We start from the raw sequence: 12435 nt of genomic DNA, 5'->3' as shown, positions 1-12435 counted from the left end.
TAAAAGGTCATTGATAAGACAATAAAGGACACTGAGCAAAATTTGAGTCAAAGGTCACATTTGTCGATCTTATTTTCTATATTCTTATGTTGGACAACTTTGAGAACACTAGAGTTGTATATACAGAGTAAAATACTTTGAACAATGAGAATGTTAATTCGCTAGTTTCAAGATACGCGTAATTTTTCACAAATTTTCTTCTCATAAATATGCTCTAATATCGCATCGCTTTAGTTGCTAGCGGGTAAAAAGCAAACACTTGTATAACTATAACAACTTGCTCAGAGAGGGAACGATGAACTGGGATTTGTTATCACTGCTAAAACAATTAGTAAAAGACAGCCGAATTAATGTGTCCAGTTCGGAGCTAGAAAAATCATTCGATGAACCATCTTCTCACAATACATTTCAGAAACCTATCTTCCACATTATTGGGAAAATAATTCAAAGTAGCGGTAATGCAGAAATTGGAATGAGCGTTGGAAAATATATTAACCCGAACTCTTTTCATGGACTCGGATATCTATTCATGACCGCAGACAACTTGCTGATGGCGTGTCAACGAGTGTCTGAATTTCCTGCGTTGTATCAAAATTTAGTTCAAGTTGAAGTACAGTCTAACAATACTCACATGTACTTTCGAGTGAACAATATCGCTGGTGAGCAATTAACTCAAGCGATTATTAACGAAGCGACGTTGGCTATCATCTACCAATATACTAACTGGTTGAGCCGAGTGGTGATTGATGTTTGTGAAGTAAAGCTTGCTCATAGCCCAATAAGTGCGTCTTCGTCTTATTTAAAATACTTTCATCGTCAACCTGAGTTTAATACCAATAGCTGTCAACTTATTTTTCCGATATCAACCGCACTCGCTCCGTTACTCACGACCGAACCAGAATATCATTTGGCGTTATATAGCAAATTACAAGAGAAGCAGGAACAGATGTCTAAAAGCTTTTTATCGAAGGCCCGTTCCGCGATTCGAACCAGTTTACAGCTTGGCAATGTATCGCGGTTTCGGATCGCGTCTGAATTAAGTTTAAGTGAAAAAACGTTAGAGCGAAGACTCAATGAACATAACTTCAGCTATCGGGAATTAATCGATGCCATTCGATTAGAGTTAGCTCAAAAATATTTATCACAGACGGAATACACCATCGATGATATCGCGCGAAACTTAGGCTATTGTGATCGTACGAGTTTTTCAAAAGCCTATAAGAAGTGGACAGGACAAACGCCGGGATTACATCGACAACATTTCCGTGGACAAGAATAGTTGAATGTCGCTAGGTATTGGCTACATGAAGACGTATCGTTTGGCTAACAATACATCCCTGCACTATCAATGGCGTTAGAAAATCAGTATTAAAGACATATTTTGATTAATGATACTCATCCCTGTCTTTCACTTTTATGTCGTCCAAATTTTCAAAAAATTTAGTTTTAAAAAAACGCAGTTTTCAAGAAACACAAAGTTCTCAAACGGTATGGATGGCAGCATTCAGCCATCGTTACTAGACAGCCATCGTTCCCGGACAACCATCGTTACCAGACAACCATCGTTACTAGACAGCCATCGTTACTAGACAGCCATCATTACCAGATGAGGCCTCAGGCGAGGCCCAGCATCTGAAACTTCACATAAACTGATTTAATTTATGTGAGCGAGGCTTCGACCTATGGCTCTAAAAAAGCGTTTGGACTGATCGCAAATCTGCGAGATAGAGCACGAATATGACGAACCGTTAGAGAGCGTTTGCCATTTAATATCTCTGACACAACGCCTTGGCTACCCACTTCTTTCAGATCGGATTGCTTGATCTTATGCACTTTCATTAAGTACTTAAGTGCAGATACGCCACTGCCCACTTCGTTCACCAAAAACTTCTCTTCGTATTGGTGTGCTGCGTGAGCCATACCCTCAATCAATCCATTGATTGGACTTCCTCGGTCTTCACCAGAAAGCGTCATTGCTTCCTCTAGTTGGTGAACCAGAGACTCATAGTCTCGTTCTGACTCAGGTCGCTGTACCAGTGGTGCGACCGCATCCCAATGCTCAATAGCATGCTGCAGTTTTTCGTTCATCTCACTTATCCCTCAGCTTCTGATTACAAAACCCCAGGCCGCACATCTTTTACCATGGCGACTTGAGCCGAAAAGTTAATAATGGCCTTCAGTAGAAGGGTCGTTCCCGGCACTAAAAACCAATATTCGTTACCGTTATTGCGCAACTCTGAGAAGGTCCGACGGAGCGCAATATCCGATGGAAAATCTGTAAAATTCATGATTCTGTACCAGCCATCCAGTGCTGTTTTAGAAGCCGGAAACTTCTCTTTAGCTTCAGCGAGTCGGTGCGTTGCTACGACTTTCACTAGTAAGTTCTCCTTGCTTGATCGCCATCTCCAGTTGAGAAGATGTTTGACGAATTAAAAACATTATAAGTCACGGAATTGCCCTTATGGAGCCTGATTAAGCACATTTTGTTCTAAATGTGATCCGTTTCATTATATACCTAGGGCTATATTCTAAATGAGAATGAACCAGCAGTTTTTTAAGCATTAGCTAAAAATGGCTAATAATTCATCCGCATTTCCCCGTTGTTTGCCATTACAACTGATGAATCGACGCACTGGAAAACTCACCAGTTTGGCATCGCGATACATCGCACGGGTCACTTCATTTTCATGGTTGGAAATTACGACAGTTACTTTGCGCTTGGCCAAGCGCTTTGCTTGGTAGGCTAACCGTTCCTGGTCATGTAAAGAAAATCCGTGTTTAGCATAGCTGGTAAAATAAGCCGTTGGAGAAATTGGCACATACGGCGGGTCACAATACACCACGTGCCCACGCCTCGCTCGCTTCATCACTGCTTCAAAATCTTCGCAAACAAAGGTTGCTCGTTTTGCTTTAAGTGCGAACGCCTGCATCTCCGCCGCTGGAAAGTACGGTTTTTTGTATTTTCCAAAGGGAACGTTAAACCCCCCGCTTAAATTATAGCGACACAGTCCATTATAGCCGTGTCGGTTGAAATATAGAAATAATGCAGCCTTTCTTATTCCCGGTGATATTTCATTGAATTCTTCCCGCAATTCGTAGTAGCGGTTTTGACGATTCAACTCAGGCACAAAAAATTGCCGACAGTAATCGATGAATTCATCCCCCTCTTGTTGCAGGGTTTGATACAGATCGATCAGGTCTGGGTTAATATCGGCCAGTAGGTAGCGGTCAAAATTGGTATTCAAGAAAACCGCCCCGGAGCCCAGAAAGGGCTCTATCAGGCGATTGCCATCAGGCAAGGTGGCCGCTATACGGTCAATAAGACGAAATTTACCACCGGCCCACTTCAAAAATGGCCGCACCAATGCCCCTGAACTCAAACCCACTATCTCATATATTTTTATCAGAGCGCACTATAAGAGATTTCACGGCAGATTGCATGTCCAAATCGGTAAGCTACCCGCTTAACCTGCCTTATGAGCAGTATCAAGCAACGACTAATGAGAGGGAATTTTATATAGGTCAGGAAGGAATAGAGAATGGGATGCTGTAAGACTTAGCTCGGATAGGGGGAAGACTCAGCCGTCTCTTAAGCCACCACGCTCACTCGATCGCCATTTTCTGGTTGCTCTATCACTCCAAGCTTACGAAGGCGACCTTCAAAACGAGTTTGAGCCGACTCATTGTCTTGCTCTTGAGTACGCTTTTCTTGCAGTTCAGCGCGAGCTTGTGCTTCTCGCGCGGTGGCTTGCGCAGCAACGGCTTGATCTTGAGATGATGGATCTCGTGGAGCAAGTGCTGCCCGACGAACTTGCTGCATTTTTCGAATAGTTGCAGCGGGATCTCCAGGAACGGCCGCTACATCGATAGGCACTTCACCACCCACCGCATACCGTTGACCGTCTGGGCCGCGTTTAAAGTCGTAACTAGGAGAGCCGGCTAGGTTGCCGCCTACCGAGGCGTGCGCTGCTTCATGAGCCCTAACTTCGCGGTCACGTGCTTTAAGCTGTTGAACCTCAACTTGCTCTTCACGCTGTTCTCGCACTTCTTGCCGAGATTGACGCTCAGATTGATCGCCAGACTGTCGCTGCTCTGAATTTTGCTGACCTTGTTGCTGTTCACCGCGCTCCTGGACATTTCTCTCGGCTTGCGAACCGTCAGCACTACGAGTTTCGGAGCGTTGAGCGCTAGAGCTGGTTTCTTCGGTACTGGGTTTGAGCTTAACATTCTCAGTCGTCGGCTTAGTTTCTGGTACTCTTTCTTGCAGACGTGTTTCATTGCGGACCGTCTCCGTCGAGAGATTCGCCGTACTTAAGGGTAAACTGATTGGCGCTGAATTGATAACCATGAGTCTTTAGGTTCAACTGACGAGTGAATAACGTCTCGTTATTCTCTCGTCACACTTAAACTTCGATATCAATAATGCTGCCGAGCACTTTGTTTTCGGTTTCAATAACCTTAGCGTTAGCCTCAGCATCGCGCTCAGCGACCTTCAATTCCACTAGGGGCTTTACTAAGTCTTGAGTACCTTCTTTGCGTACACTGCTCGAAGCTATGTCTTGAGCTGCCTCGCCAGCGCGAGACACGGCGTTTTGGAAACCGCCAAGAGCAGCAGACAAACCATCAATTTGCATAAATTACCTCAACTTACTCTGAAATGACCGGATGCTGCCAAAAGCACCATCTGGGGCTGTCACTATTGTATCGGCTCCAAAGAGCAAGTATTGAGCACTGATTGACGTTTTTTTATACAACTTTGCTATAGATAAACGCATTTTAATGCCAATGATTAAGATCATCTAAATTTAGCTCTGCTGAGGGAATCGATTCGATATGCGGCAACTTTGATATACAGAAGGTTTGATATGCAGCACCTGGCTTGATCATTTAGCGATCAAACATCGTCGGTTAAAAATCGAAGGTTAGACGGACCATAAAAAGCCTAGCCAATTGAATCGATTCGCAATAATGATCACCCAAACAATAGCCAACAGCGCCAAACTCACAAACACCAACGCTGATCCTATATCTTTTGCTCGACCCGAAAGCTCATGCCGTTCGCTACCCGTACGGTCGACCACTGCTTCGACCGCCGAGTTTGCTAGCTCGGCCATTATGACCCAAAGAACACTGGCAATCAGCAACACTAACTCAACCGCGGAGGTTGCCGTGAAAAATGCCAGTGGAATCAAAATCGCTGCAAGCAAGGCTTCTTGTCGAAACGCCGCTTCATGTTTCCAAACGGCTTTGAATCCTTTCATTGAATAAAAAAAAGCGTCAAAGATTCGTGCAAATCCAGTTTTTCCAGGCTTAGCCATGTAATTCCTCACAAGTAGTTCATCAAAAACTTTCTTTTTAGACCGCTGATTTTAGCGAGTGTCACGAAAGCTTCAACTTTTGTTCACTTTTTTGCCACGCGCCGCGAGCAAAGTGAACTTACATAAATTTTGCCACCAATGTAACGCGAAATTATGAAGCCAATTTTACAAAGAATGAATCAAGCAGACACGCAAATGTTTGTGTGGATCTATACTGGCCAACGTCAAGAGTATCGAAATCTTGTCCGATGGTTGTCCCGCTCTGGCGATGGTTACGTCTATTTAGCTTTCTCCTTACTCATTTGGTTATTTGAAACGACGTATGGCTTTGCCTTCTTTGTTTCAGCGTTGTTCGCCTTTGCCATTGAGGTGAGTGCGTATCTGATTTTAAAGAATGTTATTCGACGCAATCGTCCACAAGCGTCGATTCAAGGCCTGCAAGCACTCATTACTCCGTCTGATAAATTCAGCTTTCCCTCGGGTCACACGGGTGCGGCATTTGTTTTCGCTACATTAATTATTCAATTTTATCCGCTATGGACGCTTACCATTCTTATATGGGCGATTCTGATAGGTGCCTCCAGAGTTTTACTCGGAGTCCATTATCCCGGCGACATTTTGGCGGGTGCCACTTTAGGGATCGGTTCAGCTTTACTCGGCCTGTCAATCGCGCAATACACTATTTGAAACTATCGCTCACAGGAACCTCAATGAAAATTCTTTATGGCGTTCAAGGAACTGGCAATGGTCATATTACTCGAGCAAGAGTGATGGCCAAGTCATTCGAAAAGTTTGGAATAAGCGTTGACTGGATTTTTAGTGGCCGTAGCAAAGACGATTACTTTGACATGCAATGCTTTGGCGACTTTCAATGTTTTCGTGGCCTAACGTTTGCTGTAGAAAATGGTAAAATAAACATCTTTAAAACGGCGAAACAGTTGAATTTCTCGCAACTATTTCGAGACGCCAAAAACCTTGCAATCAATCACTATGACTTAATTGTGAGTGACTTTGAGCCAGTCAGTGCATGGGCCGCAAGAAGAGCTAAAAAAACCAGTATCGGTATTTCACATCAAAGTGCATTTCAATACAAAATTCCTAAACGCGGCAACAACTGGTTCACCCAACAAGTGATGAATTGGTTCGCACCAGTTGATCAAGCCATAGGACTGCATTGGCATCATTTCGGTCAACCCATTTTACCTCCGGTCATTGATGTAGATGCGCATACTTTTTTACCAGAGGTCGATCCTAAACATATTCTGGTTTACTTCCCCTTTCAAAGTTTAAGTAACCTAGTCGCGTTGGTAAAACCCTTCGATCAACATCATTTCTATATCTATCACGATGTTGCCGAGCCAATCGATCAAGGTCACATACACATTCGGCCATTTTCTCGAGAAAATTTTCAGAGTGATCTAGCCAAAACTAGGGGTGTTATCTGCGGCGCAGGGTTTGAGCTACCCAGCGAATCGGTTCATCTAGGAAAACACTTACTCATTCAACCGGTTGGCGGCCAAATGGAGCAACTTTCAAATTCGCTTGCTTTGCAACAGCTTGGTTTAGCGACGGTATGCCAAGCATTTGATCATCAAATACTTAATCAGTGGCTAACTAACATCGCTCAACAAGGCCATCAAAATCAACGCATTCAATTCCCTAATACCGCTAATGCATTGGCGCAATGGATTGCCGAGGGAGCAGAACCGGAGCAGCTAAATAATTTAGTCGACCAATTATGGCATCAGGCTGCGCCAAAACTTGCCGTCGCTCTTTCCTAAACTACCGAACATTACTATTCGTAAAAGCTGCGCTATCCTTCGATCACTTGAATACTACAGTTATCTCCCATTAGTTTGTATGTTTGCTTTTGTCCGACAGCTAAATTACTGTATGACTGATGACCTATTGGACATTCTAATCATTTTCGGGAGCCGACTTTGTTTTCTGCGTTGCACTCTTCTAACTGCGAACAAACAACCTTACAACTTTCGTCGCTCATTCGTTTGCCAGAAACCTTGCAGTGGAGTGTTGCGAATCCAAGTAATATCAATGACTATGACGAGCTGATTGCTCAAGTATGGCCGAACTATTTTTTAACGCCTAGTGATATCGAGATTCCCGAGCTATTTGATACAGCCGAGAGGGAAAACTACCAAAATAACCATCTAATGATTGGTATTCGAGACTCTTCAACCAACCAGTTGCAGGCGTGTGTTAGTCTCATCGCCCTGCACTGTGAAAGCTTTACACAACTCTCGGATGACGGTTGGCGGTGGGCTTATCGGCAAGCACACTTATCACCATCAGCGAATACAATCGCTCTTCAACAAGTCACTGTATTACCTGGGTTTCGAGGGCATAATTTTTCAGAGTATCTGATCCAACTCGCCAAAAAACTTGCTCATTCTTTCAATATCAACCACATGATTGTGCCCGTTCGTCCTGTCATCAAGCATCAATATCCAACAATGCCGATGGAATCATTTATGGAAAGAATAGTTAGCGGAGAGCTCTCCGACCCTTGGCTCAATCGGCATTCCCTCGAAGGTGCTAGCATGCTCAATATTTGTGCGCGTTCAATTGTGATTAACGCCAGTATTCGCTGGTGGGAACAACAACTCAACCTTTCTTTGAATAGAACAGGCGAAGAAGTTATCCCTTTCGCAATTACTCCGCTAAAGGTCAATATTGATAACCAAATTGCCCTGTATGAAGAACCAAATATTTGGTATTACTACTCTCTCGAGTAACGAATGTTTGACTAGACGAGCATAAAAAAAACGGCCCTTAGGGCCGTTGGGAAAATTGGGAGTGTAAGATGATTATTATTATAGTTGATCGATTTCCTGCCCAAGTTCAACTAACAAGCGTTGACGTTTTTCTTTCTCTTTTGAGACATATGAAATCCACTGATTAGCCATTTTAGCAAACTTGTCATTACGCGCCGCGATCTGAAATTTCTGCGTCGACAAGTCAAATTGTTGTAAGTTGAAATGCGCCATACCAAGCGCCATATACACCGTATTAATATCGGTAAGCTGACCTTTTTCTAATGCCTTTTGTCCCATCTCGATCGCTTTGGTCCAATTTTCGGTATTGACATAAATCTCAGCTAAACGCGCATAAGGATCACCGCTGCTTGATGAGACTGCAGCTTTCTCTAAAACAGGAACGGCACGATCAAACTCTTTCGCTACCATCCAAGCTTGCGCCAAGAATTCCAGATTCTTCAATGAACTGGACATAGCGCCAGATTCGATGGCTTGCTTCATAACTTGACCTGCTTTAAACGGAGCTCCATTTAAATAGTAGAGTTGAGCTAAATTTTTCAAGTCTGACTCAGCCGTAACAAATCCTTGTTGATGAGCGGCTTCCATTACCGCCATTTGTTTTTTGTTTTGTCCTGTTTCACCGTACATATTGGCAAGCTCTACCCAGTACTTAGGCTTGGAGTAATGTCGAACTAAATCTTCGGTGACCAAAGTGATTTGTTCTGGCTGTTTTAATTCATAATGAACGGCGCGCTTTAAAATCAATAGATTTTCTGAGCTTACTTTGCCAGCTTCTTTATCAAGCCGAATCGACTCATTGATATGACCAAGCGCCTTTTTGTAGTCTTTTTTCGCATAATAAGCATTGGCTAAAAGACTTTCACTTTGTGCGCTTTTTCCATCCGACGATAGCTTTGACCAACGGCGAATATAGTCAATAGCGGCATCATACTTCTCTTGATGCATTTGCAACTGCGCTAAGCTATATAAAGTCGATTGCTCTAAACTCTCTGGAATTGGATCTTGCTCTAAAACTTTCTTGAACGATAAGACCGCTTGATTCACTTGCTCTTCACCGTAATGAATGTACGCCATGAAATTGTACACCATGGCCTTTTCGTACGAGTTAAGTTGATCAATACGTCGTTCGAGATCCTTTAACACTTGAAGACCTTCAGTCACCTCTCCTTTGTCGGCTAAGCTCTGGGCACGTTCTAATTGCGAAAACACCCGAGCTCTTAGCGCTGGGTAGCGGCGCTTCTTCTTTTCTTCAGCATGTGCTTCACCGCCATTTACAGTAACCTTTAACGCTGTCAGTATCGAAGGCAATGAAACGGTGATTATTGCTAACATTAAAAAGCGAAGTAGCAAACTGTTCAATTTTGACAACATATTCACTTCCTCCTTATCTCATTTTAAAAGTAATTTGGTTTTGCACTCCGGGAACACTCACGGCCTTACCATCAATGACCCTCGGTTTGTATTTAAACTTCTTCGCAGCATCAATCGCAGCCTGGTTAAAGATACCTTCTGGCTCAGCCCGAACGACTTTAGGATCTACAACCGTTCCTTGCGGAGTTACTGTAAATTCAAGAATGACGAATCCTTCAATACCGCGCGCTAATGCTCTTCTTGGATATATTGGAGCCACTTTTACTATCGGAAGATATTCACCATCGCTTGCATCAAGTGACATACCATTTTCTAATCCGCTAGTTGCTGACAAATCGGCCTCAAATGACATACCTTGATTGGTGTCGGCCATATCAGCAGGATCCATTTGCGGCTGTTGCAAATCCGGCGGGGGTTCTTCAGGTTGCGGCGGCTTTTTCGGCTTTCTCTCTTTTTCTTGCACCGTTTCATCTTGCTTTAAACGAACGAAGTCGAGTACTCGCCCAGCAGGAGGCTCTGAGGCGGCGTGTTCTCCACTGTTGATCAATGCCAACATCGTAAAGAACAAACCGCCAGTGATGACAACGGCAATCACGATTGCGTATACATACCTCATGACGATTACTCGTTATCTGCCGCTAAGGAGACGTCAGAAACACCGGCCGAACGAGCAGCATCCATCACTTTAACCAACATCTCTGTGGTCGACTTTTTATCGGCCTGAATAACCACCGTACCTTGCGGATTTTCAGCATGTAACCGCTCGATATTGGCTTGAACTGCTCGAATATCTACACGGCGTCTATTGATCCAAATTTCATTATTCGGACTAATAGCTACCAATATATTTGCTCGCTCTTTTTTAACCGCCGTTGCTGCTTCTGGACGATTAACTTCGAGCCCAGATTCTTTAACAAACGAAGCGGTTACGATAAAGAAGATCAACATAATAAATACCACGTCTAACATTGGCGTCATGTTGATTTCTGAATCTTCATCTTCTTCAAATATTTTTGCAAAAGGTTGTCGCATTTTCTTAACTCCTAAGACATTAGTTTTGGATTAATGATCCAAAACTAATTTGTCTTCTAATAACTCAGTTTCTCGTTTCGCGGTGCGTTTTAAATAGCTACTGGCAAAGACGCCGGATAAGGCTCCGACCATTCCCGCCATGGTTGGTATTGTCGCCTTAGAGACACCACCAGCCATTGAGCGAGCATTTCCAGTACCTGAAATGGCCATGACATCAAATACTTCAATCATGCCAGTTACCGTACCTAACAAACCGAGCAACGGACACAGTGCAACCATCGTTTGAATCATTGGTAACGAACGTTGCAATTGCATTTTTGCGCGTGAAATCCAGAGAATACGAATTTGTTCTGCATTCCAAGAATTTCTTTCGAGCCGACTGTTCCATTGCTGTAACAGCGACTTACGAAACGTGCGGTAGCCAAACCACATATAAGCTAATCGTTCAATAATCATGACCCACATGACCAAGATTAAAATTCCGATATAACTGAGTACGGCACCACCGGTTTCGAGAAAAGCTCGAATCGCGTCTATCGACTCAGTAATGAACACCATTATTAAGCTCCTTGCTCCGCACGCTCAGCAATGATGCCAGCGCTTTGCTCTTGCAAGATATGAACGATGTTCTTACTACGCGTATTCAACCAGGTGTAAAGAAGAACCGTCGGAATCGCGACAACCAGACCTAACACGGTCGTAACCAACGCTTGAGAAATACCGTTAGCCATTAGCTTGGGATCTCCAGCGCCAAATAAGGTAATCATTTCGAAAGTTTGGATCATACCGGTCACCGTACCCAACAGACCCAATAATGGAGCAACCACTGAAATGATTTTTACAAAGGTAATGCTTCTGGTAATACTCGGAAGCTCTTTTAGAATTGCTTCACTCAACTTCAACTCAAGGGTGTCAATCGCAACATTTGGATATTTCTCTTTAACTTGAAGAATACGACCCAGCGGGTTTTTGTCGCTTAACGCTTTACTCTTAAGTTGCGCTCTCACCTTTCGCTCAGTAATAAATAGGGCGAAGAATCTCTCTAGGGAAATAAGGAATGCAATAATTCCAACGGCAATGATGATGTACCCTGGAATACCACCTTGGTCGATTTTTTCTTGAATGTCAGGTGCTTGAACAAGTAAACCAAGAATACTGCCACCGGTCGGGTCGATCGCTATTGGAGCCCAACCATTATTGGTCGACTCTAAATCACTGATGGTTGCCGTATATCGACTAGAAGGCTGGCGAATCATTTCAGCGACCGCACCAGTGTCGGTATATTCTAAATATTTGCCATCTGCGACGATATTAAATGCACCGATTCGAGTGATAGGCTTGATCACTTTTGGACCTTCAGCAGAAATCACTTCGGTTTCAAAAGTCGATACTTTTCCGGTCTCAATAATTTCTCGTTGCAGCTCAAACCATACTTGCTCAATCTCTTCAATTGACGCCAGTTGCGAAGATGAGCCCATTTTTTTCGCAAGTGAAGTTAAGAAGTCTCCACGGTTAGGATACTGAATCGATACTAATGAAGTATCAAATTTAGACGTCGTATCGCCCGCAACTTGTTGTAAAACGCCAAACAATTCCTTCAAGCTGCCCATGCGTTTATCCAACGCATCATTCAAGTTCGCAAGTTCAGCTTCATTCTTTTCAAAAACCGTTTCTTGCTCCTCACTAATTTTTAACTCAGCATCACGTTGTTGAACCGCTTGTTGTAGCAAGGCATCTTGCTGCGATCGCTTGTTAATAAACTCTGCTTCGCGGGCTTTGTTTTCTTGGCTCTGTTTATAAGAACCCTGCTCTAATTTCTTCAATAAGGAATCTAAATTAATTGCATCGTCAGCGAACAGAGAGTTACTGGCTAAAATAGATACCGCTAGTAGTTTAAAAAGTTTCATTGTCGTGCCTCT

At 43.4% G+C, this 12435-nt stretch carries 15 protein-coding genes; 4 read left to right on the top strand and 11 right to left on the bottom strand.

The window, feature by feature from the left end; genetic code table 11:
• Positions 1-295: 295 nt before the first annotated feature.
• Positions 296-1279 carry an AraC family transcriptional regulator gene (locus Q9312_RS15545; RefSeq protein WP_309201780.1) on the top strand — a complete coding sequence of 328 codons (984 nt, stop codon included), beginning with the start codon at positions 296-298 and terminating at the stop codon, positions 1277-1279.
• 401 nt (positions 1280-1680) lie between these two features.
• On the opposite strand, the gene Q9312_RS15540 is transcribed toward Q9312_RS15545, so the two are convergent.
• The 6 genes from Q9312_RS15540 to Q9312_RS15515 all read right to left on the bottom strand — a co-directional run bounded on the left by Q9312_RS15540 (position 1681) and on the right by Q9312_RS15515 (position 5318).
• Positions 1681-2088 (bottom strand): helix-turn-helix domain-containing protein, encoded by a 408-nt coding sequence (locus Q9312_RS15540; protein WP_309201779.1) that lies wholly within the window; start codon positions 2086-2088, stop codon positions 1681-1683.
• A 23-nt stretch (positions 2089-2111) separates the two neighbouring features.
• Positions 2112-2375 (bottom strand): hypothetical protein, encoded by a 264-nt coding sequence (locus Q9312_RS15535; RefSeq protein WP_309201778.1) that lies wholly within the window; start codon positions 2373-2375, stop codon positions 2112-2114.
• 186 nt (positions 2376-2561) lie between these two features.
• Positions 2562-3350, bottom strand: coding sequence for a Dam family site-specific DNA-(adenine-N6)-methyltransferase (locus tag Q9312_RS15530; protein ID WP_309201777.1), 789 nt, complete (start codon positions 3348-3350; stop codon positions 2562-2564).
• A gap of 239 nt (positions 3351-3589) precedes the next feature.
• A complete protein-coding gene (locus tag Q9312_RS15525) occupies positions 3590-4348 on the bottom strand; it encodes a putative metalloprotease CJM1_0395 family protein (protein ID WP_309201776.1) in 759 nt (252 codons plus the stop codon).
• A 55-nt stretch (positions 4349-4403) separates the two neighbouring features.
• On the bottom strand, positions 4404-4634 hold the full coding sequence (locus tag Q9312_RS15520; protein WP_309201775.1) for a hypothetical protein: 231 nt from the start codon (positions 4632-4634) through the stop codon (positions 4404-4406).
• A 288-nt stretch (positions 4635-4922) separates the two neighbouring features.
• Positions 4923-5318 carry a diacylglycerol kinase gene (locus Q9312_RS15515; protein WP_309201774.1) on the bottom strand — a complete coding sequence of 132 codons (396 nt, stop codon included), beginning with the start codon at positions 5316-5318 and terminating at the stop codon, positions 4923-4925.
• A gap of 153 nt (positions 5319-5471) precedes the next feature.
• On the opposite strand from Q9312_RS15515, the gene Q9312_RS15510 reads away from it, so the two are divergent.
• The 3 genes from Q9312_RS15510 to Q9312_RS15500 all read left to right on the top strand — a co-directional run bounded on the left by Q9312_RS15510 (position 5472) and on the right by Q9312_RS15500 (position 8071).
• Positions 5472-6005 carry a phosphatase PAP2 family protein gene (locus tag Q9312_RS15510; protein WP_309201773.1) on the top strand — a complete coding sequence of 178 codons (534 nt, stop codon included), beginning with the start codon at positions 5472-5474 and terminating at the stop codon, positions 6003-6005.
• A gap of 23 nt (positions 6006-6028) precedes the next feature.
• On the top strand, positions 6029-7099 hold the full coding sequence (locus tag Q9312_RS15505; protein WP_309201772.1) for an MJ1255/VC2487 family glycosyltransferase: 1071 nt from the start codon (positions 6029-6031) through the stop codon (positions 7097-7099).
• Between the two features lie 159 nt (positions 7100-7258).
• Positions 7259-8071 (top strand): hypothetical protein, encoded by an 813-nt coding sequence (locus Q9312_RS15500; RefSeq protein WP_309201771.1) that lies wholly within the window; start codon positions 7259-7261, stop codon positions 8069-8071.
• Positions 8072-8149: 78 nt separating this feature from the next.
• On the opposite strand, the gene Q9312_RS15495 is transcribed toward Q9312_RS15500, so the two are convergent.
• The 5 genes from Q9312_RS15495 to Q9312_RS15475 are packed head-to-tail and all read right to left on the bottom strand — an operon-like array spanning position 8150 to position 12423.
• Positions 8150-9484, bottom strand: a complete 1335-nt coding sequence (locus tag Q9312_RS15495) for a tetratricopeptide repeat protein (RefSeq protein WP_309201770.1) — start codon at positions 9482-9484, stop codon at positions 8150-8152.
• 13 nt (positions 9485-9497) lie between these two features.
• Positions 9498-10100 carry an energy transducer TonB gene (locus tag Q9312_RS15490; RefSeq protein WP_309201769.1) on the bottom strand — a complete coding sequence of 201 codons (603 nt, stop codon included), beginning with the start codon at positions 10098-10100 and terminating at the stop codon, positions 9498-9500.
• 5 nt (positions 10101-10105) lie between these two features.
• On the bottom strand, positions 10106-10516 hold the full coding sequence (locus tag Q9312_RS15485; RefSeq protein ID WP_309201768.1) for an ExbD/TolR family protein: 411 nt from the start codon (positions 10514-10516) through the stop codon (positions 10106-10108).
• 30 nt (positions 10517-10546) lie between these two features.
• Positions 10547-11074 carry a MotA/TolQ/ExbB proton channel family protein gene (locus Q9312_RS15480; protein ID WP_309201767.1) on the bottom strand — a complete coding sequence of 176 codons (528 nt, stop codon included), beginning with the start codon at positions 11072-11074 and terminating at the stop codon, positions 10547-10549.
• A gap of 2 nt (positions 11075-11076) precedes the next feature.
• Complete coding sequence (locus tag Q9312_RS15475; RefSeq protein ID WP_309201766.1) at positions 11077-12423, bottom strand: MotA/TolQ/ExbB proton channel family protein; 1347 nt, start codon at positions 12421-12423, stop codon at positions 11077-11079.
• Positions 12424-12435: the final 12 nt, after the last annotated feature.

The organism is Pleionea litopenaei (assembly GCF_031198435.1).
Taxonomy (GTDB): Bacteria; Pseudomonadota; Gammaproteobacteria; order Enterobacterales; family Kangiellaceae; genus Pleionea; species Pleionea litopenaei.
Note: the sequence above shows the minus strand (reverse complement) of the source record. Positions and strands in the feature narration are given on the sequence as shown.

What these genes read in the sequence shown, in the direction of transcription:
- Q9312_RS15520 (WP_309201775.1), bottom strand. Translation starts at nt 4,634, where the DNA reads ATGCAAATTGATGGTTTGTCTGCTGCTCTTGGCGGTTTCCAAAACGCC.
- Q9312_RS15525 (WP_309201776.1), bottom strand. Translation starts at nt 4,348, where the DNA reads ATGGTTATCAATTCAGCGCCAATCAGTTTACCCTTAAGTACGGCGAAT.
- Q9312_RS15540 (WP_309201779.1), bottom strand. Translation starts at nt 2,088, where the DNA reads ATGAACGAAAAACTGCAGCATGCTATTGAGCATTGGGATGCGGTCGCA.
- Q9312_RS15475 (WP_309201766.1), bottom strand. Translation starts at nt 12,423, where the DNA reads ATGAAACTTTTTAAACTACTAGCGGTATCTATTTTAGCCAGTAACTCT.
- Q9312_RS15480 (WP_309201767.1), bottom strand. Translation starts at nt 11,074, where the DNA reads ATGGTGTTCATTACTGAGTCGATAGACGCGATTCGAGCTTTTCTCGAA.
- Q9312_RS15490 (WP_309201769.1), bottom strand. Translation starts at nt 10,100, where the DNA reads ATGAGGTATGTATACGCAATCGTGATTGCCGTTGTCATCACTGGCGGT.
- Q9312_RS15545 (WP_309201780.1), top strand. Translation starts at nt 296, where the DNA reads ATGAACTGGGATTTGTTATCACTGCTAAAACAATTAGTAAAAGACAGC.
- Q9312_RS15510 (WP_309201773.1), top strand. Translation starts at nt 5,472, where the DNA reads ATGAAGCCAATTTTACAAAGAATGAATCAAGCAGACACGCAAATGTTT.
- Q9312_RS15495 (WP_309201770.1), bottom strand. Translation starts at nt 9,484, where the DNA reads ATGTTGTCAAAATTGAACAGTTTGCTACTTCGCTTTTTAATGTTAGCA.
- Q9312_RS15485 (WP_309201768.1), bottom strand. Translation starts at nt 10,516, where the DNA reads ATGCGACAACCTTTTGCAAAAATATTTGAAGAAGATGAAGATTCAGAA.
- Q9312_RS15505 (WP_309201772.1), top strand. Translation starts at nt 6,029, where the DNA reads ATGAAAATTCTTTATGGCGTTCAAGGAACTGGCAATGGTCATATTACT.
- Q9312_RS15515 (WP_309201774.1), bottom strand. Translation starts at nt 5,318, where the DNA reads ATGGCTAAGCCTGGAAAAACTGGATTTGCACGAATCTTTGACGCTTTT.